Genomic DNA, 20,249 nt, shown 5'->3' with positions numbered 1-20,249 from the left:
GTGGGGTGTAGCCGGATCCCGGCGGGGAATGCCGCCCCGAACTGGGACCGAGACGAAAGGGACCGGCATGGAGAGTCGCGCCAAGGCGATGGGCCACGGGATCCATCCCATCCTGATCGTGTTCCCGCTGGGGCTGCTCGCCACCGCGGTGATCTTCGACATCCTCTATTTGGCCACCAACCGGACGGGATTCCAGATCTCCGCCGCGTACACGATGGGCCTCGGCATCCTTGGCGGCCTGCTCGCCGGGGTGTTCGGATTCATCGACTGGATGGGCATCCCGGCCGGTACACGGGCCAAGCGGGTCGGCGCCGTGCACGGCCTCGGCAACGTGGTGGTGCTGGCGTTGTTCGCGGCGAGCTGGTTCCAGCGGCTGGCCGCCGACAACTGGGACCCGAGCGCCGGAGCCCTGATCTGCAGCTTCGTCGGCATCGTGCTCGCCGGAGTGACCGGCTGGCTCGGCGGCGAGCTGGTCGAGCGGCTCGGCGTCGGCGTGAGCGACGAGGCGGGGGTGAACGCCCCGAGTTCGCTGCGCCGCTCCGCCGGCCGGGCCCGGGCCCGCGGCGCGTGACAAAGGCTGGGCCGGCGCACGGCGGCTGAGCCGGCCGTGTGCCGGCTCAGCCGAGGCCGATCTGCTTCATGAAGGTGGTCAGGTCGTAGAAGAGGTTCTCTTCGACGATCTTGCCGTCGACCCAGTGGGCGACCGTGCAGAAGTCCACGTCGAACGACTTGCCGGTGGGCGGAATCTGGTTGCCGTCCGGGCCCGTCATCGGGCCGGTCATGGTGCCGGTGAAGCGGGCGATGGAGCAGGTCCACTCACCCGAGGCGAACAGCACCTTGTACGGCCGGTTGCCGAGCCGCTGGTCGGGGAACGCGGTGAAGAACTCCCTCGCCTCGGCCTCGTGGTTGTCCCGGCCGTGGGTCTCGGGCCGGCCCGGCCACCGGACCACCACGTCGTCGGTGTGGCGGCTGTTGAACGTCTCGAGATCCTGGGCGTTCCAGGCATCGTCGAGTGTTTGCATGAGTTCCATGTTGCGCTGCTCGGCACCCATCACCGGTCTCCGCATCCGTCGACGTCACCCACGACGCCGTCACGCTATCGGGCTGTTCGGCGCATTTCAGGAGTTTGTCAAGGTTTGGTGACCTCGCCGAAGTCAGGATTCGCCCTGGCCGGCGGTCCGCTCGTCTGGGAGGAGTTTGTCCAGGCTGATCGGCAGGTCGCGGATTCGGACGCCGGTGGCGTGGTGGACGGCGTTGGCGATCGCCGCCGCCACGCCGGCGATGCCGATCCCACCGACGCCCTTGGTCCCCATCGGGTTGACGTACGGGTCCTGCAGCTCACCGTCCGGCGCCAGCCCGGCGGCCGTCACCATCTCCGCACGGTCGTGCGCCACGGCGAGCGCGAGGCAGCTGTTGACCCGCCGGCCGTCGAGCAGCACCGTGCACGCACTGCCCGTGGTCGCACCCCTTCTTGGCACTGGTGTTGCCCAGCCGCTCGCGCAGGGCGTCGAGCAACGTGGTGCGGACATCCACGGTTAGCCGGTGCGGGGGTCCCGTCCACCCGGATGTCGACTTCGACTTCCATCTTCGCCGACCCCCGGCACCGCCCGGCCAACCTGACGGGCCGACAGTAGCCAAGACGATCCGATATGTTGCAGAAACAGGGGGATTGCCTGATGCCACCGGCTGGCGTGGACCACGTGCGCCAGCCCGCGCGTCGCGGCCGGCCCGAACACCGGCGCCCGAGAAGAAACGCCGGGTAGACACCCCTCATTCGAACACATGTGCGAGCATGGGCGCGTGTCGAACGAGGCCACGATCCTGCACGCCGACCTGGACGCGTTCTACGCGTCGGTCGAGCAACGCGACGATCCCCGGCTGCGTGGCCGGCCCGTGATCGTCGGTGGCGGGGTGGTGCTGGCGGCCAGCTACGAGGCGAAGGCGCGCGGGGTGCGCAGCGCGATGGGTGGGCGGCAGGCCCGGCGACTCTGCCCGGAGGCGATCGTGGTGCCGCCGCGGATGGCCGCGTACACGGCGGCGAGCCGGGCGGTCTTCGAGATCTTCCGGCGGACCACCCCGCTGGTCGAGGGGCTCTCCATCGACGAGGCGTTCCTGAACGTGGGTGGGCTGCGCCGGCTGGTCGGCCCGCCCGCCGACATCGCGGCGCGGCTGCGCGAGGAGGTACGCGAGCACGTCGGCCTGCCGATCACGGTGGGGGTGGCCCGGACGAAGTTCCTGGCCAAGGTGGCCAGCGGGGTGGCCAAGCCGGACGGGCTGCTGGTCGTCGCGCCGGAGCGGGAGCTGGCGTTCCTGCACCCGCTGCCGGTGGAACGGCTGTGGGGCGTCGGGCCGGTCACCGCCGAACGGCTGCGCGACCGGGGCATCCGTACGGTGGGGCAGGTGGCCCGGCTCGACGAGGCGGCCCTGGTGTCGCTGCTCGGCGCGGGCGCCGGCCGCCACCTGCACGCCCTCGCCCACAACCGCGACCCGCGCGCGGTGCAGGTCGGCCGGCGGCGGTCCTCGATGGGCGCCCAGCACGCGCTGGGCCGTACGCCGCACTCCCCCGCCGAGTTGGACGCCGTGCTGGCCGGGCTGGTCGACCGGGTGACCGGGCGGATGCGCTCGGCGCGGCGCACCGGGCGCACCGTGACCCTGCGGCTGCGCTTCGCCGACTACACCCGGGCGACCCGCTCACACACCCTCGACAAGGCGACCGCGCAGACCCGGCCGCTGCGCGAGGCGGCGCGGACGCTGCTGCGCGCGGCGCTACCGGAGATCGAGACCCGGGGGGTGACGCTGCTCGGGGTCTCCGTCGGCAACCTCGACGACGGGCACGTGCAGTTGACGCTGCCGTTCACCCACGACCCGGGCGCGGAGCTGGACGCGGCGGTGGACGCGGTCCGGGACCGGTTCGGCTCGGCCGCGTTGACCCGGGCGGTGCTGCTCGGACGCGACCCGGGCCTGGAGATGCCCCGGCTGCCGGACTGACCGCCGAGGTAGGGTGCGCGGATGTCGACGTTCCGGACGCCCCAGGTGATCCTGTTCAGCGAGGACGTGACCCGGGCCGCCGCCTTCTACGCCGGGCTCGGGTTCACCGAGACGTTCCGGGTGCCCACCGAGGGCGAGCCGATCCACGTGGACCTGACCCTCGACGGTCACCGGATCGGGATCGCCTCGGTCGCGTCCAGCCGGGCCGACCACGGTCTGGACCCGGTGCCGTCGGGTCAGCGCGCGGCGGTCGTCCTGTGGACCGACGACACCGCCGCCGCGTACGCGGCGGTCACCGCCGGCGGCGCGCCCGCCCTGGCCGCCCCGCACGTCTGGCTCGACCGGCTGCTGATCGCCTGGACGGCCGACCCGGACGGCAACCCGATCCAGATCGTCCAGCACCTGCCGACCCGATAACCGGTCGTCGCGGCGTCGGCCGCTGCCGCACAATCGGTCGATCATGAGTACGCGACTGCGGGCCATCGCCCGCGACACCCTGGAAATCCTGGACGCCGGCCGGTACGTCAACGGCCGGGGCGAGACGGTGCACCTCGCCGAGCCGGTGGGTGCCGCCGTCGCCGGCACCCGCCTGCACCTGCCCGACGACCCGCTGCCCACCCCGCCGGTCGGCGGCGCCGGCCCGGCCGTCGAGGTGACCGGGGAGAGCACCCTGCTGGCCGCCCGGCGTCTGGCCGGCGGCGGGGAGGTCGCCGCGCTGGTCTTCGCCTCGGCGAAGAACCCGGGCGGCGGCTTCCGCACCGGGGCGCAGGCGCAGGAGGAGAGCGTCGCCCGGGCCTCCGCGCTCTTCCCCTGCCTGACCTCGGTTCCCGAGTTCTACGACTTCCACCGCGACCAGCGGGACCTGCTCTACAGTGACCGGGTCGTCCACTCGCCCCGGGTGCCGGTGTTCCGGGACGACAAGGGGCGGCTGCTCGACGCCGTCCACGAGGTGTCGTTCCTGACCGCCGCCGCGACCAACCGCGGCGCGGTGCTGCGCAACCAGCCCGCCGACGCCGACCGGGTCGGGCCGGCGCTGCGTACCCGGGCGCGTCGGGTGCTGGCCGTCGCCGCCGCCTACGGCCACCGGCGGCTGGTGCTCGGCGCGTGGGGGTGCGGGGTGTTCCGCAACGACCCGGCGACGGTGGCGGAAGCGTTCGCGCTCGCCCTCGACGACGCCGCGGGCTGGTTCGACCAGGTCACCTTCGCCGTGCTCGACCGCGCGGACGGGCCGGTACGCGCGGCGTTCGCCGCCCGCTTCGGCACGACCTGAGTCCCGCCCGGCCGATCGGTCGGCCGGGCGGGACCGCACGGGCCACGGTGAAAGGTCGGCGTGCGCGTGATCGCCGGACCCGGAAGGACCGGCGATCGTCGCGGACGCGGCTACGCGATGCGGCGGATCCGGCGGATGGCGAGATAGACCAGGAGCAGGGCGAGTACCACGAAGATGCCGGTTTCGACGCCTTGGAAGAGCCAGAATCGACTCCCCGGCTGGTAGAGCTGCCAGTTGTAGGCGCCCGGCCCGAGGCCCAGCTCGGCACCGCAGGCCTGGCCGTCCGGCCCTTTACCGCCCGGCGGGCAGGCGATGTGGGTGTCGGCCGCCACCATTCGGCCGTCGGCGTTGCGGACCCCGCTGGAGAGGACCCAGTCGCCCCGGGACATGAGCGGTCGGTCCGTCCCCATGATGGGAGAGGTGACGGTGCGGGCGGGTTGGTAGTGCGGCCTGGCCAGGATCGCCACCGCTGCCCGTACGCTGACGAATCCGACGAGGGTGACGGCCATGGCGGGCAGCATGCGACGCCAGACGGTGCCGGCGAAGATGCCGAGCGCCACGGCGAAGAGGGTGTAGCCGATCGGAACGACGCCCTGCAGGTCGAAGACGATGACGCCCATCCGGCCCTCGTGTGCGGCCTGGGTCAGCGGGCTGACCCACCAGGACATGCCCAGCCCGTAGCAGACCGCGAGGGCGAGCGTGGCTGCGCCGACGAGCCCGAACTTCACCAGCGCCCAGTGTGTGCGGCCGACGCCCTGGGTCCAGACGAAGCGGTGCGTGCCGTGTTCCACCTCCCGGGCGACCAGCGGGGCGCCCCAGAACAGGCCGACCAGGATCGGCAGGACGAGCAGCAGGACGGCCACCAGATTCAGACTGCCGTACCGGGTCGTGAACTGCCGGAACGCCCCGTCGCAGCTGCCTACGGTCTGCGGGGCCGCGTCGGTGTCGGCGAGCTGGCGCACGCAGTCGGCCAGGCCGAGGTCGGCGAACGTGTGCCGCATCGACAGGCCGATCGGGATCATCAGCGCGGCGAGCGCCGCGAACGCGACGAGGGTGAACAGAGCTTGTTTGCGGTGTTGCCGCCAGGTCAGCCAGATCATGCCGGCACCCCCCATTCGGTGTGACTCGCTGCCGTGTCGCCGTCGGCCAGGTAGGCCAGGATGATGTCCTCCAGGCCGACCTCGCGCTCGGTCCAGGCGGGATCGTCGATCGTCCCGTTGGTGTGCACCAGCAGTGTGGACTGTCGGTCGGTGTGGCTGGCCCGGACCACGGCCGCGACCCCGCCGAGCGGGCCGCCGTCGTGTCGGGGGCCCACCAGCTGCCGGTGTTCGGCGACGAGGTCGTCGACCGGGCCGGCGAGTCGCACCTGGGCGGATTGCAGCACGATCAGGTAGTCGCAGACCCGCTCCAGGTCCGCCAGCAGGTGCGACGAGAGCAGGACCGTGGTGCCGGCGTCGGCCACGCTGCCCATCAGCGACTGCAGGAACTCCCGCCGGGCCAGCGGATCCAGGCTGGCGACCGGCTCGTCGAGCAGCAGCAGCCGGGGCCGTTTGGCCAGCGCGAGCGCGAGCGCCACCTGGGCCCGCTGCCCGCCGGACAGTTTGCCGACCGGCCGGTTGGGTGGGATGCCGAGCTGGGCCAGCCGGTTGCGGGCCAGGTCGGCGTCCCACCGCCGGTTCAGCTTCGCGCCGGCGGTGACCAGTTCGGCGGCGGTGAAGTCCCGGTACAGCGGGGTGTCCTGGGCGACGAAGCCGATGTCCGCCAGGGTTCCGGTGTTGTTGTAGGGCGATTCGCCGAACACCCGTACGGCCCCGGCGTCGGGCCGGAGCAGGCCCACGGCCAGGTGCAGCAGGGTGCTCTTGCCCGCGCCGTTCGGCCCGACCAGGGCGGTGACCCGTCCGGCCGGCAGGTGCAGCGAGCAGTCCCGCAGCGCCCAGGTGTTGCCGTACCGCTTGCCTAGCTGGTCGGCCTCCAGGACCACGTCCATCCTCTGTCCTCTCCTCCGCTCACGCGGGCTCCTTCTGCGGTGTTTCGTCGGCGAGCGCGGCCCGCATGGTGGTCTCCACCAGGGCGACGACGTCCTCGGGGGTGAGCCCCGCGGCGCGGGCCCGGCGCAGCCAGGCCACCAGGTCTTCGCGCAGCTCGGCCTGGTTGGGCAGGGAGGCGCCCGCCAGGGTCCGCTCGACGAACGTGCCGACCCCGGGTCGGCCGCCGACCAGACCCTCGATCTCCAATTCGCGGTACGCCTTGAGCACCGTGTTCGGGTTGATCGCCAACGACTGCGCGACGTCGCGAACCTTCGGCAGTTGGTCACCGGGTGCCAACAGGCCGACCCGCAGCGCCTGTTTCACCTGCTGCACCAGCTGCATGTAGGTGTTCACCTTCGACCGGCTGTCCAGCACAAACTCGATCACCCAGGACGATCCTCTCTATTGTCCTACGGCAGTAGGACTATAGGACAGGGTTGTCGCGATCGGTGCACCTGTCAAGGGCCGCACCGGCGCGTCGCACGATGTGCCGACGTCCGGCCGGGTGGGTGGGTCGAGCCTCGGGCGATCCTGTCGGGGGCCGGCCGTACCCTGGGGTCCGTGGTGGTTTCGATCGAGCGCGTGCAGGTGCTCGGCTTCCGGGCACGGGCGCAGCAGCTCGACCGCACGGACGGCACGGTGACCGACACCGCGGTGCTCGACATCGGCGTGCAGGAGACCGGGCCGGACGGCGGGCGGTGGGCACTGTTCAACCGCGGCCTCGCCGGCCCGACGCTCGCCGAACCGGACCTGGCCACGCTCTGGACCGTGCGCGGCGCTCCCCACCTGTACCGCCGCGAGGACCTGCCGCAGATCGCCGCCGCCGTAGCGCCGTTCTCCGACGCCGACGCCGGCAAGCGCATCTACGACGCGGCCAGGCCGTTGAAGGCGGCCGGCATCGGCAACCTCGCCGCGCTGGACGCGGTCGCCGACGCCATGCGGTCGGTGGTGACCGCGCCGCTGGTCAAAGGCGAGGTGTCGACCCGGGTGGCCGCCCTGATGCCCGAGCCCTACCTGCGGTTCTGCCGGCCGTGCGACGCCACCCACCTCTACGAGATGCCGTTCCGGCTCGCGGCGGTACGCGCCGGGCTGGAGCTGCGGGCCGGCACGTCCCCACCGGTGCTGCAACCGATCGCCGGCTTCCGGCCGGCGGATCACGCGCCGGAGCGGTTCGACCTGATCCGCGCCTATCTGCGGCTCCTCGGCCCGGCCACCCCGAAGCACGTCGCCGACTACCTGGACGCACCGGTCAAGGACGTCAAGGCCCACTGGCCGGCCGACGCGGTCGAGGTGTCCGTCGCCGGCGAGACCCGCTGGGTGCTGTCCGCCGACGCCGACCGCTTCGACGCGCCACGCCCGCAACTGGTCCGGCTCCTCGGCCCGTTCGACCTGTTCCTGCAGGCGAAGGACCGACCGCTGCTGGTCGACGACCCGGCCCGGGCCAAGGTCCTCTGGCCGGTGCTCGGCCGGCCCGGCGCGGTCATCGCCGACGGCGAACTGGCCGGCACCTGGCGGCCACGTCAGTCCGGCGGGAAGCTGACCGTGCAGGTGCTGCTGTGGTCGGCGGCGGCCACCCGCCTCCGGGCCGCCGTCACCGAGCAGGCCGAGCGGCTGGCCGCGTACCGGCAGGTCCGACTGGTCAAGGTCGACTTCGCCGACTGACGCCGGAGCCACGGCCCCGACGCCGCCCGGGGGACGGCCGTGGAATGCCCGTCGCGGGCACGCCGTCCGACGCCCCATGACCCCGGCTGCCCACCGTACGGGGACAGCGGCGGGACGAGGTGAAACGGCGACGAATCCCGCCCGTAGGAAATCTTCCCCCAGGTCGTTGACTTTGGTGATTTCTAACACAACAATCGCCATCTATATCGACATCCATCGCTGTCGATGACCGACTATGGGAGGAGGTACCCATGGCAGCTCTGCAAGGCGAGGTGTCCTGGTTCTGCTGCGGCAGCGCCTGGGGTCCCTGCGGCACCGCGGGCGGTGGCGCCTGCGGCACCTGCAGATCGGGCAACTACCAGCACGCCTGGCCGAACGCCTCGGACGCGTGCTACGCCATCACCCGGCCGGACGCCTGCGGACTCGGCATGACCCGCCGAGGCTGCGGCTTCGTGCACTACACCACCAACCTCTGCAACGGCGCCCGGGTCGGCACCTCGATCGCCGACTGCGGGCCGCGCACCGTCTCGTTCTGCGGCGAGCGCACGTGCTGCGGCTCGGCCTGCGGAAGCAACCGGATCGTCGACCTGACGCCCGCGGCGTACAGCGCGATCGCCAGTCTCACCACCGGGCTGCGGCCCTGCTCGGTCGACACCGTCTGAACGGGAGGGCGCCACGATGAACCAGACCCTCAACCGTCGGCGGCTGCTCACCACCGCCGCGCTCGGCGGCGTGGTCGGCGCCACCGGACTCGGCTCGCTCGCCCCCGAGGCGGCCTTCGCCGCCGAGGCCGCCACCGTCGAGCCGGGCGCGCCGGACCCGAACTTCGCCGAGGGCCGGATCACCAAGATCTCCGGGCACATGCTGCTGGTCACCGGGTCGGACCTGGTCCTGCACTCGATCCGGATCACCGACGGCACCAGCATCTGGAAGCTGAATCCGACCACGTTCGACCAGGTGGCGGTCGGTGACGGGCTCTACGCCCGCGGCGTCCGCCTGCCCGACGGCACGCTCGCCGCGGACTCCGTCTGGGTCAACATCGTCAACCTGCACGCGCACATCGCGTCGGTCGGCCGCAACGTGCTGCACCTCGACCACCAGGGCCGCCGGATCGTCGCGCACGTCGTGCCGGGACGATCCGCCGCGGTCTACAACGGCACCCCGGCGATCAGCGACATGTCGCTGCTGCGGGTCGGCCGGCACGTCCAGGTGCTCGGTGCCTGGCATCCGGACACCAACGAGATCAGCATCGCCACCGTCTACGCCGCCGCCTGATCGGCGCGGGCCCGGACGGTACGCGGCCGCGTACCGCCCGGGCCCCGCCGGCCGGACCAACCGATGGGAGAACCCATGATCGAGCTGATCGCGGCGCTGCAACCGCTGGTCGTCGGTGCGGTGCTGATCTGGTCCGCACGCGTCAAACTGTTCAGCCGGCACGCCGCCGCGGCCGCCCACGGGTCGGCACTCGTCCGGCTGCTCGGCCAACGGCGGGCGTTGCCCGCGTACCGACTGCTCGGCGGCGTCGAGCTGACCCTCGGCGCGCTGCTCCTGCTGCCGCCCGTACTGCGGCTGGAGGCGGTCGCCGCGACCGTGCTGGCCGTCGGCTTTCTCGGCTATCTGACGTACGCCCGCCGGGCCGCGCCCACCTCCTCGTGCGGCTGCCTGAGCGCCCGTACGGCCCCGGTCTCCGGGCGTAGCCTGGCCCGGGCCGCGCTGCTGGTGGCGGCGGGCGGACTGGCCGCCGTCTCCCCCGGCGGCTGGTCGGACGCGCTGTCCGAGCGACCGCTGGCCGGGACCGTCGTGCTGGTCGCCGAGCTGGCGGCGGTGGTGGCGCTCTCGCCGGAGCTGGACGCCGCCTGGCTGCTGCCGCTGCGCCGGCTGCGCGCCCGGTTGACCCACCCGCTGCGCGGCGGATCCGGCGTACCACTGCTCGCCACCGTGCAGCAGCTCCAGCTCAGCGACGCCTACCGGCGGGTCGCGCCGCTGCTCCGGTCCGACGTGCGGGAGCACTGGGACGACGGCGACTGGCGCTTCGTCGGGCACGCCGCGCAGTACCGGGGCCGCCCGGTGACCGCGGTGTTCGCCGTGCCACTGACCGACCGGGAGCCCGACGCGGTACGGGTCGCCGTGGTCGACGACGCCAGCGGGCAGACCCTGCTGAGTCTGGCCGGCACGCCGCCCGCCGGCCCCCGACTCGCCGTCGTCCCCGCCTGAGCCGGGCGGGGCGGTCGCCACCGGCGGGATCGGCGCCGGACCGGGCGGGATCACCGGGTCCCGCCCGGTCCCAACGGCGCACACCGTCTCCGTCTCCACGGCGGGTGCCGGCATCCGTGCCGGCGGCCACCGGCGGCGGTACGGTCCCGGGGTGACCACGCGAACCCCGATGCGGCGTACGGACACCACCGCCCTCGACTACTACCTGCTGCGCGCCGAGGCCGACGACGTCGAGGCGACCGGGCTCGTGGTCGAGGAGTTCGTGCTGGCCGACGACCTCTCCGCGACCCTGCTCCGCAGCGCCGGCTGGACACCGGCCGACGGCGGCTGGTGGAGTTCCGCCGCGTACGCCCGGACCGTCCGCGCGGACCGGCGACTCCGCGCCCGCCTGGCGGCCGTGGACCGCGCCGCCGCCGAGGCGACCTACCAGCGGCTCGGCGGCGGTACGCTGCCCGGCGAAGCGGCGCTGCGCGACCGCTTCCACGAGGACCTGCCGCTGTCGTCCGGGGCGCCGCTGCGGCTGGGCGCCGGCCCCGACGTCCACCGGGTGCTGTTCGCCGGCGAGCTGGACGATCGCCGGCTGGCCGAGCTGAGCGCGCTGCTGCGACTGGACGACGCCCCGAGCGCGACCGGGGCGCGACCCGGCGTGGTCGGCACCGGGCGGCTGCGGGTCGACGGCACGAACCTCCGCTGGGACCTGCGCCACGTCGGCGGCGCATGGTGCGTCGACGTGACGTCGGAGCCGGTCGCCGCCGACCCGCTGCGCCGGCTGCTGCGCCGGCTCACCGACCTGGCGCGCGGCCAGGGTCTGCTCCCCGCCACGATCGACCGCCTGTCCTGACCGCGCGGTCCCGACGGAATCGCCGGTCCCCGGTCATCCCTCAGGGCAGGTCGAGCACCAGGTCGGCGGCGGCGACCCCGACCTGGCCGGCGTACCCGTCCCGGGCGGCGGCTCGCGCCGCCGCCGGGTCGGCGCCCGGCCGGAGGTGGGTCAGGAGCAGCTGCCCGACGCCCGCCTCCGCGGCCTGCCGGCCGGCCTCACGCGCGCTCGACTGGTGGCCCCGAGAGTCGGCCGGCACCTGGTCGAGGTAGGTGGCCTCGGCGAGCAGCAGGTCGGCGTCCCGAGCCAGTTCCACCACGTCGGGGCAGGGGCCGCTGTCCCCGGTGTACGCCAGGACGCGGTCACCGGCGGCCAGCCGGACGCCCGCGTTGGGCACGAAGTGGGGCAGTGGCCGGGTCTGGGCGCGGAACGGGCCGATGTCGAGCCGGTCGCCGGCGGTGAACCCGTGCAGGACGTAGGCGGCGTCCAGCATCCCGGGGCGGTCCAACGCCAGCACCGCGTCGAGGGCACCCGGCAGCGCGTACACCGGGAGCGGCGGGGGCGGATCGTCACGCAGCGTACGCGCCCGCAGCAGCGGGTTCAGGTCGGCGCAGTGATCGGGGTGCCCGTGGCTGATGAACACCGCGTCGACCCCGTCGGCGGTGACCCGCTGCAACAGGCGCGGCAGGGTCGCGTAGCCGAGGTCGACGAGCAGCCGGAACCCGTCCTGTTCCACGAGGAAACCGCTGCACGACTGACCCGGGGCGGGCCACACGCCGGACCCGCCGAGCACGGTGAGCCGCATCCTGGCGACTGTACCGGCCGGTCACCGAAGGCGAGCCCGTTTGGCCGACCCTCCGCTCCTCACTCCTCGATCGCGCCGCCCACCCGGCGCAGGTGCTCCCGGAACGTCAACGCCGGCTCGCTCCCCCGCGCGGTCAGGTACGCCCCGAACCCCACCTGCGCCCGCAGCGGCGCGCCAGCCCGGATCCGGTCGGCCTGTCGCCGCTCGACGTCCCGGATGGACTCGGCCAGGTCGAACAGCTCGCCGACCCGGTCGGCCGGTACGAAGAGCACGCCGTCCTCGTCGGCCAGGGTCAGGTCGTCGGGGCCGACCCGCCACTGCCCCACCTGGGCCGAGGCCAGCGCCTCGGCCGGCCGGGGATCGAGCCGCCGCGGCCCGGTCGGCGTGGCGCCGAGGCTGAACACCGGCAGCCCGACCGCGCGGATGTCCCCGGTGTCGCGGTGCAGACCCCAGACCACCACGCCGGCCAGTCCCGCCGCCTGTGCCTCCAGCACCACCAGGTCACCGACGCACGCCTCGTCGGTACGCCCGGCGTTGTCCACCACCAGCACGTCGCCGGGCGCGGACCGGTCGATCGCCTCGAGGAAGATGTCGACGCTGCCGACGTGCCGGGCCGGCAGCACCCGGCCGGCCGCCCGGCCGCCGGACAGCACCGGCCGCACCCCGGGCGGGGCGCATCGTACCGGCACGTCGGCCCGCAGGCAGGCGTCGGCGACGTGGGCGGTGGTCAGCGCGGCGAACCGCCGGCGCAGGCTGTCCGGGTCCATGGTCATGGCCCGACGGTAGCCAGCCGGGACGGACCGGGACACGGGCCAGTTTCCGGTCGGTGGCCTGCCGCCGGGCCTACGCCGGTTCCGAGCCGGGTCCGCCGAACGGGGTCAGCGGCGCAACGTCCGGTCGAGGAGGTCGAACAGCGCGGCCCAGTGTCGCTCGGTGGCCTGCTCGTCGTACATCGGCGTGTCGGACTGGGTGTAGCCGTGCGGGGCGCCGGTGTAGAGCTCCGAGCGGTACCTGACCCCGGCCGCGTCCAGGGTCTTCTCCAGCGTGGCGATCTGCTCGACGGTCATCGACGAGTCCTGGTCGGCGTGGCCGAAGTACAGCTCGCCGGTGACCGAGCCGACGGCCAGGTGCGGGCTGTCCGGGGCGTCGGTGACCACCCGGCCGGCGTGGAAGGCGGCCGCCGCGGCGATCCGGTCCGGGTACGCCGCGATGGCCCGCAGCGCGTTCGTGCCGCCCATGCAGTAACCGGTGATCGCGGCCGGGCCGGACGCGACAACCGGCTGCCCGGCGAGGAAGTCCAGGTAGGCGGCGGTGTCCCGGGCCACCACCTCCGGGGTCAGGGCCCGCATCATGGGTCCGATCCGCTCGAACAGCTCCCCGCGCCGGTTCGCGTCGGAGAGCGCGGACAGGTCGATCAGCGGCGCGCGGCCGGAGCGGTAGAAGAGATTCGGCACCAGCACGACGTAGCCGCGGGCGGCGATCGTCTCCGCCATCCGCGCCACGGCCGGGCGCAGCCCGAACGCGTCGGCGAAGAACAGGACGGCCGGGAAGGCCCCGTCCCCGTCCGGCCGGACAAGGTACGCGTCGGCGACGCCGTCGTCGGTCGGCACGTCCACGGTCGTCGTCTGCACTGCGGGGACCTCCTCGCGCTGGCGTTCCGCCGTGCACGCTACCCGCGCCGCCGAACCGGGCGCGTCGAACCCCGCCCGGGCCCGCCGATCACGGCCCTCCCCCTGTCGCCCGATCCGGCGATACATCCACAATTGACTTCGGACGGGAACGCGGTTCTCGTCTCCACGCACTACGGTCAAACCCCAGGAGTACGAAAGGGAGGGGCGATGTTGCCCGTCAGACCACCAACCACCCACCACCCCGCCTCGCGGGCCGCCCTCGGGATGGCCCTGCTGGTGGCCGCCGGCCTGGCCGTCCCGGTCGGACCGGCGTCGGCGGCCGCACCGGTCACCGGCGCGACCACCGTCACCAGCGCCGCCCCCGTGACGCTCGCCGCCGCCAGCCAGTCGGTCCTGCGGCAGGGCTCCAAGGGCACGGCGGTGACCACGCTGCAGCGCCGGCTCACCGCACTGCACTACGACGTCGGCACCGTCGACGGCGACTTCGGACCGTCGACCTTCCACGCGGTCGTCGCCTTCCAGAAGGTGAACGGCCTCACCCGCGACGGCATCGTGGGGCCGCGCACCTGGTCGGCGCTCGACCGCCCGGTCGTGCCCAAGCCGAAGTACACCCACCCGGGCTACTCGGTGGAGGCCAACCTCACCAAGCAGGTGCTGTACCTGGCCAAGAACGGCACGGTGGTGCGCGTCCTGGACGCCTCCAGCGGCAAGGCCAGCACGCCGACCCCGACCGGCAACTACACCGTGCAGCGGCGCATCGACGGCTGGCGGCAGAGTGACCTCGGCCTGCTGTGGCGGCCGAACTACTTCTACAACGGCTACGCGGTGCACGGCGCCACGTCGGTGCCGGCGTACCCGGCCAGCCACGGGTGCGTACGGGTGCCGATCCCGGCGATGAACCGGCTCTGGTCGACCATCCGGGTCGGCACGCCGGTACACATCTACCGCTGACGTCCTTCGGCCGGCGGCCCCCGGGGGTGACCCCGGGGGCCGTCGTCGTCCGTGGCCGCACCACGACGCCGATCCGGCCCGACACTGGTCGGGTCGGCGTGCCGTTTGAGGCGGTGCTGGCGGGGAAACCGGGGCCATCCAGCCGAGAGAAGGGCCTTGCAGGTGGACGACAATCAGTTCATCGGCCTGGTGGCGAAGCGTACGGGGACGTCGTCGGAGCAGGCGACCGCCCTCGTCCGGGCCACGCTGACCACCCTGGCGGAACGGATCGACGGCGGCGAGGCGCGGGACCTGGCCGGCCAGCTTCCGCGGGGTCTGCGGCCGTACGCTTTCGCCTCCGGTGAGACCGCCGAGCGGTTCGGGCTCGATGTCTTCGTCGAGCGGGTCAGCGGGCGGGGCGACGTCGACGTGACGCAGGCGAAGGACGCGGTGACGGCGGTGTTCGACGTCCTCCGCGAGGCCCTGCCGCCGGACGCGTACGACGATGTCGTCTCGCAGCTTCCGGCGGAGTACGGCGACGTCGCCGACCTGACCGCCCCCTTCGTCGAGCGCACGCGCTGAGCGCGCCGTGGGGAGGTCACGGTGAGCGCCGACCGGGACGAGCGGGCCGATCCGCTGCGCCAACCGCCGCCGGCCGACGCGCAGGAGCAGCGGCAGGACGAGACGGTCGTCGGCCCGGCCGAGCGGGTCTCCGACGCCGTGCCGGAGGCGTCCGAGGCGGACCTCGCGGAGCAGGGCGTCCTGGTGCCGCCGAGCGACCAGGCCGACCTGGCCAGCTCGGTGCGCGGCGACCTCACCGCCGCCGACGCGCTGGAGCAGAACCAGGAGATTCCGGTGCCCGACGAGGACCGCCGGGGCTGAGCCTCGGCCGCCGACCAGCGCAGGCCGGCGCAGCGACGTCGACCTCGACCGGCGCGGGGTGCCGGAGCCGACGAGCGACGGGACGCCGCCGCGTGAGTGAGAGCCCCCGCGTCCGGCCCGCCGCTTCTGGGCTGAACGGCGGGCCGGTGCGATCCGGTCAGTGTGCGGCCACGGCGACCGCGGTCGGTTCGAGTTCGGCCAGCCGCGCGGGCCGGACGACGGTCAGCAGGACGACCGTCGCCGTGACCATGCCGCCGGCGACCACCGAGGCCATCGCCACGCTTCCGGTGCCGAGCGCGCCGACCAGCGGCGCGGCGAGGGCGCCGACGCCGAACTGCACCGCGCCGAGCAGCGCGGCGGCGGTGCCCGCCGCCTCGCCGTGCCGGGACAGTGCCAGGGCGGGTGCGTTCGGCATGGCGAGCCCGGCCGCGGCGAGCACCACCCACAGCGAGGCCAGGATGGTGGCGAGGCCGCCGAAGCCGGTGGCGGCGACGACGAGCAGCACCAGTCCGGCCAGGGTGCCCACCCCGAGCGCGGTGACGAGGATCCGCTGCGGCGGGTAGCGGCGCAGCAGCCGCACGTTGAGCTGGGTGGCGGTGATCAGCCCGACGGCACCGGCGCCGAAGGCGAGCCCGAACTGCTGCTCGTCGAGCCCGTACTGCTGCTGGAAGACGAACGACGAGCCGGCCACGTACGCGAAGAGCGCCGCCATGGCGAGGCCGGCGACCAGCACGAGGCCGACGAACGTCCGGTCGCGCAGCAGGGTGGCGTAGTCCCGGGCGGTGGCGGTCACCCCGCCGCGGCGGCGCCGCTCGGGCGGCAGGGTTTCCGGGAGCCCGACGGCCGCGACGGCGACCAGCAGTACGCCGAAGACGGCGAGGGCCACGAACACGCCCCGCCAGTCCGACCAGCGCAGCAGCCCGCTGCCGAGGGTCGGGGCCAGGATCGGGGCGACGCCCATCACCAGCATCAGGCGGGAGAAGAGCCTCGCGAAGGCGGCGCCGCTGAACAGGTCGCGGACGACCGCCATCGCCACCACGGAGCTGGCCGCGACACCGAGCCCCTGGAGCACGCGCAGGGCCCCGACCACGCCGATGTCCGGCGCGATCGCGCACAGCGCGGACGCCACGATGTGCAGGCCGATGCCGGCGAGCAGCGGCCTGCGCCGACCCACCGCGTCGGAGAGCGGGCCGATCAGCAACTGCCCGAGGGCGAGGCCGGCGAGGGTGCCGGTGAGGGTGAGCTGGACGGCCGCCGACGTGGTGTGCAGGTCGGTGGTGATGGCCGGGAGAGCTGGCAGGTACATGTCGATGGTCAGCGGCCCGATGGCGATCAGCGAGCCGAGGACGAGGACGAGGCGCAGCCGTTGCCGGGTGCTCATCAGGTCGCCGGCCAGCGGGGGCGGCGTGGGTGTCTCGATTGTTTCGACGGTCGCGGTCATGAGGTCAGGCCCGTCCGGAGCCGGACGGAGATCTGTGCGGCAGTCACATCAGCCACCAAATCACCGGGCGCCTGATCTCATTCCCGGTCGGGAAGATGGTGCCTCAGGTCACACCTGCGCGAACGCTCGGCCGCGTCGATCGTTGAACGGGCAGCGACTCTGGCCAGCAGTGGAGGACCTGGTGCCGGACTTTCCGAAGGCGATCACCCCCGTCGACCACATCGAGCCGGTGCCCCGCCGGGTCCGGGCGTTCCTCGCCGCCGAGCCGGTGCTGGACACCACGCGGGCCCGGTACGTGTGGGAATGGCCGTTCTACCCGCAGTACTACGTCCCGAGCGCGGACGTGCGTCGTGACCTGCTCGTCGACGAGCAGCGTACGGAGCCGTCGCGGCGCGGCACCGCGCGGCTGCACGGGCTGCGGGTCGGCGCCACCACCCGGGCCGGCTGCGCGCGGTGGTACGGAGACGACGCGCTGCCCGGGCTGGCGGACACCGTCCGGTTCGACTGGGCCGCGCTGGACGGCTGGTTCGAGGAGGACGAGGAGGTGTTCGTCCATCCCCGGAACCCGTACGCCCGGGTGGACGCGCTGCGCTCCACGCGCCGCGTCCGGGTGGAGCTGGACGGGACGGTGCTGGCCGAGTCGACCTCGCCGGTGCTGGTCTTCGAGACCGGCCTGCCGACCCGCTACTACCTCGACCGGACCGACGTGAACTTCGGGCACCTGATGCCGTCGGACACCGCGACCGCGTGCCCGTACAAGGGCCGGACCAGCAACTACTGGTCGGTACGCGGCGACGGCACGGCGCACCCGGACCTGGCCTGGTCGTACAGCTTCCCGACCGCCGCGCTGCTGCCGATCGCCGGGCTGGTCGCCTTCTACAACGAGAAGGTCGACCTGATCGTCGACGGGGAGCGGCTGGACCGGCCGCGTACCCACTTCTCCTGAGCGGGCGCGGCCGGGAGGCCGTGCCGGCGTCGCGGTGGCGCGGGAGGCCCGTCGGGGCATCCGCAACCGGACATCCCCTAGCATGTCAGGCCGGACGTGGCCGCCAGTTCGGCTCGACGAGATGCCACCGGGGGTTGCCACCATGCCGTACGCCGACGTCGGCTCGTCGTCAGCCGGCAGTGACGAGGCGACCTCCTTCGACGCCTTCTACCGGGCCACCCGGCAGCGGCTCTTCGACTTCCTCCACGCCCTGACCGGGGACGCCACCGAGGCCCAGGACGTGCTGCACGAGGCGTACGCCCGGGCGTGGCAGCGCTGGTCGACGGTGAACACGTACGAAGCGCCCGAGGCGTGGGTACGCACCGTGGCCCGGCGGATCGCGGTGAGCCGGTGGCGGCGGGCCCGCAACCGGTTCATCGCCCACCGCCGGTCCGGCCCGCCGGGAGAGATACCCGGTCCCGACGCGGACCGGGTCGCGCTCCTCGCCGCGCTCGCCCGTCTGCCGGTCGAGCAACGCACCGCCATCGTGCTGCACCACCTCTGCGACCTGCCGGTGGCCGAGGTCGCCCGGGAGACGAACGCGCCCGAGGGCACGGTCAAGGCCCGGCTGGCACGTGGTCGACGTGCCCTCGCCGGCCTGCTCGGCGTCGACCTGGAGGAGGCGAGCCATGTCTGACGATCTTGACGCGCTGTTCACGGCGGTACGCGGGACACCGCCGCCGGCCGCCTTCGCGCCGGCCGAGCAGGTACGCCGGCGTGGCCGGCAACGACGCCACCGCCAGGTTCTCGCGGCCGGTGGCGGCGTGCTCACCGTCGCGACGGTCGCCGGGGTGCTCGGCGCGGGCCTGACCGGGTCACGACCGGAGGTCGTCTCCGCCCCGGCCGTGTCGGCCACCTCCTCGTCGGCCGCGTCGGCGTCGGTCGCGCCGTCCCCGTCCACCGGCGCGCCCTCGATGGTGGCCGGCCCGTCCGCACCGGCCTCCGCCACCCCGCTGCTCCAGCCGCAGGACCTCGGCCCCGGCGACTGGCGGCGCTTCGAGGCGGAACAGCTGGAGAACCCGGACCGCTGGTACTGGGGATTCTGGGAGGGCATGTGCCCGGCCTACCGGTCCCGTCCCCTCCTGTCGTTGCCCCGGCAGGCGGCCCTGCAGACGGTCGCCTACCGGACCGGCGGCACATCCGGCGGCGCGAGCGTGTCGCAGATCGTCGAGCGGTACGCCCCCGGCGGGGGCCCCGACAACCTGACCGACGTCCGCGCCGTCATCGACCGGTGCGGGCAGCCGATGCCCACGTCGGCGACGCCGACCGTGGAGCGCTTCGCCATCGTGGACACCGGCTTCGCCGGCGACGAGTCCCTGCTCGTCCGGCAGGACGTGGTGCAGCTACGGCCGAGTTCGGCCGGCACGCAGCACGTCGACTACATCGCCGTCGTACGGGTCGGGGACGTGGTGACCACGGTCCGGGCGTACCCGCCGGAGCCGGACCGGGTGCGCGGCCTGGCCGGACTGGCGGCGGCCCGGCTGGGGTGAGCGGGCGCGCCGGCGTGCCGGCCGTACGCGTGGACGAGCATGGTGCTGGAGCTGGCCGGGGGCGGTGCTCGTGGCGGTGGGACCGGGGCGGTGACGGCGCCGACGCGGGAGGTCAGGCCCACTCCCCCGTGAAGAGCGGGGTGACCGGGCGCTCCCGGCGTCCGATCCGCAGGTCCCCGAAGACCGTGCTCCGCTCCGCCCGGTCCACCTCCGCGTCCAGGTCGATCCGCAGCTCCGCCGAGGCGTCGTGGGCCGCCCCGATCAGCACCAGCTCGGTCCCGGGGTGGTCGAGGAAGTCGGGTGGATCGAGCGGGGCGAACCGGCGGCCGTGGAACGCCGCCTGCAGCGCGGCGGGCAGCCGGACCTTCCGGGGCCCGCGCAGGCCGACACCGGGCGGGGAGGGCGCCTGGGGGTTCTTCACCGTGACGATGTAGCTCGCCTCCGACTCGATGCTCAGGTCGCGCTGCGCCTCGCCGAGACGTGGCGGGAGTTCGAGCTCGTACGCGAGGTGGGTGTGGTCGTCGTGCCGCGCGATCACGTACGCGCCCTCGGCCGCGGGCCGGGCCGGGGGCTGTCGGCGGTCGTCGCGGGCCCTCGTCCGGTAGCTGCGCGCCCGCAGGGCCTCGTGCAGTTGCTGGGGCCGGTCCACCACCTCGTCGACGAACGCCCAGAAGCGGTCGTGCCCCTCGATGTCGGGCAGGCGTTTGCGCCCGACCACCAGCAGCCGCAGGTGCCGCCCGTGCCACGGGTGCAGCACCACCAGCAGCCGCTGGACCTCTGCCAGGGAGTCGACGTGTTCCTCGTCGACGCGGGGGCGGTAGAGGAAGTAGATGTCCCCGTCCTCGATCAGCTCGGCCATTTGCCCCGCGTACCCGGTCAGGCGGGTGACCAACGCCGTCGGCGACTCGCGGGCGAAACACGGCCTACCCGGGGATGTAACGACCGAATCTTGATCTGCTCATTACATCGATGTACAATACTATATCAATTAAAGCGACGGTCAGGTGACCGCCGGAAGAAATGCCTCACAACGACTTCAACCGGCGACCCCACCAAAGGCCACACGTCCGAACAATCCGAGTAGACGGGAATTTCGGTGTTCAA

At 73.6% G+C, this 20,249-nt stretch carries 25 protein-coding genes; 15 read left to right on the top strand and 10 right to left on the bottom strand.

What is annotated here, in order from left to right; genetic code table 11:
* The first annotated feature begins 67 nt into the window (after nt 1-67).
* Nucleotides 68-571 carry a DUF2231 domain-containing protein gene (locus GA0070621_RS10645; protein ID WP_091194069.1) on the top strand — a complete coding sequence of 168 codons (504 nt, stop codon included), beginning with the start codon at nt 68-70 and terminating at the stop codon, nt 569-571.
* Nucleotides 572-617: 46 nt separating this feature from the next.
* Here GA0070621_RS10645 and GA0070621_RS10640 read toward each other — a convergent pair whose 3' ends face one another.
* A complete protein-coding gene (locus tag GA0070621_RS10640; RefSeq protein ID WP_167666784.1) occupies nt 618-1,067 on the bottom strand; it encodes an ester cyclase in 450 nt (149 codons plus the stop codon).
* An 87-nt stretch (nt 1,068-1,154) separates the two neighbouring features.
* Entirely contained in the window at nt 1,155-1,439 is a 285-nt protein-coding gene (locus tag GA0070621_RS31270; protein WP_167666440.1) for a (2Fe-2S)-binding protein, read from the bottom strand.
* Nucleotides 1,440-1,800: 361 nt separating this feature from the next.
* Here GA0070621_RS31270 and dinB point away from each other — a divergent pair, with 361 nt between their 5' ends.
* Genes dinB through GA0070621_RS10620 form a run of 3 tightly spaced genes read left to right on the top strand, consistent with a single transcriptional unit; the run spans nt 1,801 to nt 4,258 of the window.
* Nucleotides 1,801-2,988, top strand: coding sequence for a DNA polymerase IV (gene dinB, locus GA0070621_RS10630; RefSeq protein ID WP_091194064.1), 1,188 nt, complete (start codon nt 1,801-1,803; stop codon nt 2,986-2,988).
* Nucleotides 2,989-3,009: 21 nt separating this feature from the next.
* Nucleotides 3,010-3,405, top strand: a complete 396-nt coding sequence (locus GA0070621_RS10625) for a VOC family protein (RefSeq protein WP_091194061.1) — start codon at nt 3,010-3,012, stop codon at nt 3,403-3,405.
* Nucleotides 3,406-3,448: 43 nt separating this feature from the next.
* Nucleotides 3,449-4,258: a TIGR02452 family protein gene (locus GA0070621_RS10620; protein WP_091194059.1), complete on the top strand. Its 810-nt coding sequence runs from the start codon at nt 3,449-3,451 to the stop codon at nt 4,256-4,258.
* 110 nt (nt 4,259-4,368) lie between these two features.
* Here GA0070621_RS10620 and GA0070621_RS10615 read toward each other — a convergent pair whose 3' ends face one another.
* The 3 genes from GA0070621_RS10615 to GA0070621_RS10605 are packed head-to-tail and all read right to left on the bottom strand — an operon-like array spanning nt 4,369 to nt 6,672.
* Nucleotides 4,369-5,358 (bottom strand): transporter, encoded by a 990-nt coding sequence (locus GA0070621_RS10615; RefSeq protein ID WP_091202252.1) that lies wholly within the window; start codon nt 5,356-5,358, stop codon nt 4,369-4,371.
* Nucleotides 5,355-6,245 carry an ABC transporter ATP-binding protein gene (locus GA0070621_RS10610; RefSeq protein ID WP_091194056.1) on the bottom strand — a complete coding sequence of 297 codons (891 nt, stop codon included), beginning with the start codon at nt 6,243-6,245 and terminating at the stop codon, nt 5,355-5,357. Before GA0070621_RS10610 ends, GA0070621_RS10615 begins: the two co-directional genes overlap by 4 nt.
* 19 nt (nt 6,246-6,264) lie before the next feature.
* Entirely contained in the window at nt 6,265-6,672 is a 408-nt protein-coding gene (locus tag GA0070621_RS10605; RefSeq protein WP_091194054.1) for a GntR family transcriptional regulator, read from the bottom strand.
* Nucleotides 6,673-6,846: 174 nt separating this feature from the next.
* On the opposite strand from GA0070621_RS10605, the gene GA0070621_RS10600 reads away from it, so the two are divergent.
* The 5 genes from GA0070621_RS10600 to GA0070621_RS10580 all read left to right on the top strand — a co-directional run bounded on the left by GA0070621_RS10600 (nt 6,847) and on the right by GA0070621_RS10580 (nt 11,002).
* Complete coding sequence (locus GA0070621_RS10600; RefSeq protein ID WP_091194052.1) at nt 6,847-7,947, top strand: DNA glycosylase AlkZ-like family protein; 1,101 nt, start codon at nt 6,847-6,849, stop codon at nt 7,945-7,947.
* Nucleotides 7,948-8,198: 251 nt separating this feature from the next.
* On the top strand, nt 8,199-8,609 hold the full coding sequence (locus GA0070621_RS10595; protein WP_091194050.1) for an RlpA-like double-psi beta-barrel domain-containing protein: 411 nt from the start codon (nt 8,199-8,201) through the stop codon (nt 8,607-8,609).
* Between the two features lie 16 nt (nt 8,610-8,625).
* A complete protein-coding gene (locus tag GA0070621_RS10590) occupies nt 8,626-9,222 on the top strand; it encodes a cell wall protein (protein WP_091194048.1) in 597 nt (198 codons plus the stop codon).
* A gap of 75 nt (nt 9,223-9,297) precedes the next feature.
* Nucleotides 9,298-10,161, top strand: coding sequence for a MauE/DoxX family redox-associated membrane protein (locus tag GA0070621_RS10585; RefSeq protein ID WP_167666782.1), 864 nt, complete (start codon nt 9,298-9,300; stop codon nt 10,159-10,161).
* A 151-nt stretch (nt 10,162-10,312) separates the two neighbouring features.
* On the top strand, nt 10,313-11,002 hold the full coding sequence (locus GA0070621_RS10580; RefSeq protein ID WP_157739935.1) for a hypothetical protein: 690 nt from the start codon (nt 10,313-10,315) through the stop codon (nt 11,000-11,002).
* A gap of 40 nt (nt 11,003-11,042) precedes the next feature.
* Here GA0070621_RS10580 and GA0070621_RS10575 read toward each other — a convergent pair whose 3' ends face one another.
* From GA0070621_RS10575 to GA0070621_RS10565, 3 genes are all read right to left on the bottom strand, one after another.
* Nucleotides 11,043-11,786, bottom strand: coding sequence for an MBL fold metallo-hydrolase (locus GA0070621_RS10575; protein WP_091194044.1), 744 nt, complete (start codon nt 11,784-11,786; stop codon nt 11,043-11,045).
* Between the two features lie 59 nt (nt 11,787-11,845).
* Complete coding sequence (locus GA0070621_RS10570) at nt 11,846-12,559, bottom strand: RraA family protein (RefSeq protein ID WP_197673954.1); 714 nt, start codon at nt 12,557-12,559, stop codon at nt 11,846-11,848.
* A gap of 105 nt (nt 12,560-12,664) precedes the next feature.
* Entirely contained in the window at nt 12,665-13,417 is a 753-nt protein-coding gene (locus tag GA0070621_RS10565; protein ID WP_091194042.1) for a dienelactone hydrolase family protein, read from the bottom strand.
* Nucleotides 13,418-13,624: 207 nt separating this feature from the next.
* On the opposite strand from GA0070621_RS10565, the gene GA0070621_RS10560 reads away from it, so the two are divergent.
* The 3 genes from GA0070621_RS10560 (at nt 13,625) to GA0070621_RS10550 (ending at nt 15,229) form a co-directional block, all read left to right on the top strand.
* Nucleotides 13,625-14,368 (top strand): L,D-transpeptidase family protein, encoded by a 744-nt coding sequence (locus tag GA0070621_RS10560; RefSeq protein ID WP_091194041.1) that lies wholly within the window; start codon nt 13,625-13,627, stop codon nt 14,366-14,368.
* A 162-nt stretch (nt 14,369-14,530) separates the two neighbouring features.
* A complete protein-coding gene (locus GA0070621_RS10555; protein ID WP_091194039.1) occupies nt 14,531-14,929 on the top strand; it encodes a DUF2267 domain-containing protein in 399 nt (132 codons plus the stop codon).
* A 21-nt stretch (nt 14,930-14,950) separates the two neighbouring features.
* Nucleotides 14,951-15,229: a hypothetical protein gene (locus tag GA0070621_RS10550; RefSeq protein ID WP_091194037.1), complete on the top strand. Its 279-nt coding sequence runs from the start codon at nt 14,951-14,953 to the stop codon at nt 15,227-15,229.
* Nucleotides 15,230-15,386: 157 nt separating this feature from the next.
* On the opposite strand, the gene GA0070621_RS10545 is transcribed toward GA0070621_RS10550, so the two are convergent.
* Entirely contained in the window at nt 15,387-16,670 is a 1,284-nt protein-coding gene (locus GA0070621_RS10545) for a multidrug effflux MFS transporter (RefSeq protein ID WP_167666781.1), read from the bottom strand.
* A gap of 181 nt (nt 16,671-16,851) precedes the next feature.
* Here GA0070621_RS10545 and GA0070621_RS10540 point away from each other — a divergent pair, with 181 nt between their 5' ends.
* From GA0070621_RS10540 to GA0070621_RS10530, 3 genes are all read left to right on the top strand, one after another.
* Entirely contained in the window at nt 16,852-17,616 is a 765-nt protein-coding gene (locus tag GA0070621_RS10540; RefSeq protein ID WP_167666780.1) for a DUF427 domain-containing protein, read from the top strand.
* A 142-nt stretch (nt 17,617-17,758) separates the two neighbouring features.
* On the top strand, nt 17,759-18,292 hold the full coding sequence (locus GA0070621_RS10535; protein ID WP_091194033.1) for a SigE family RNA polymerase sigma factor: 534 nt from the start codon (nt 17,759-17,761) through the stop codon (nt 18,290-18,292).
* Entirely contained in the window at nt 18,285-19,145 is an 861-nt protein-coding gene (locus tag GA0070621_RS10530) for a hypothetical protein (protein ID WP_091194032.1), read from the top strand. The genes GA0070621_RS10535 and GA0070621_RS10530 overlap by 8 nt, the downstream gene beginning before the upstream one ends.
* Nucleotides 19,146-19,257: 112 nt before the next feature.
* Here GA0070621_RS10530 and GA0070621_RS10525 read toward each other — a convergent pair whose 3' ends face one another.
* The gene (locus tag GA0070621_RS10525) at nt 19,258-20,004 is read right to left on the bottom strand and encodes a hypothetical protein (RefSeq protein WP_091194030.1); all 747 of its coding nucleotides are present in this window, start codon (nt 20,002-20,004) and stop codon (nt 19,258-19,260) included.
* Nucleotides 20,005-20,249 lie beyond the last annotated feature (245 nt).

The organism is Micromonospora narathiwatensis, from assembly GCF_900089605.1.
GTDB classification, from domain to species: domain Bacteria; phylum Actinomycetota; class Actinomycetes; order Mycobacteriales; family Micromonosporaceae; genus Micromonospora; species Micromonospora narathiwatensis.
The sequence above is the reverse complement of the archived record's forward strand: the minus strand, read 5'-3'. Positions and strand labels throughout refer to the sequence as shown.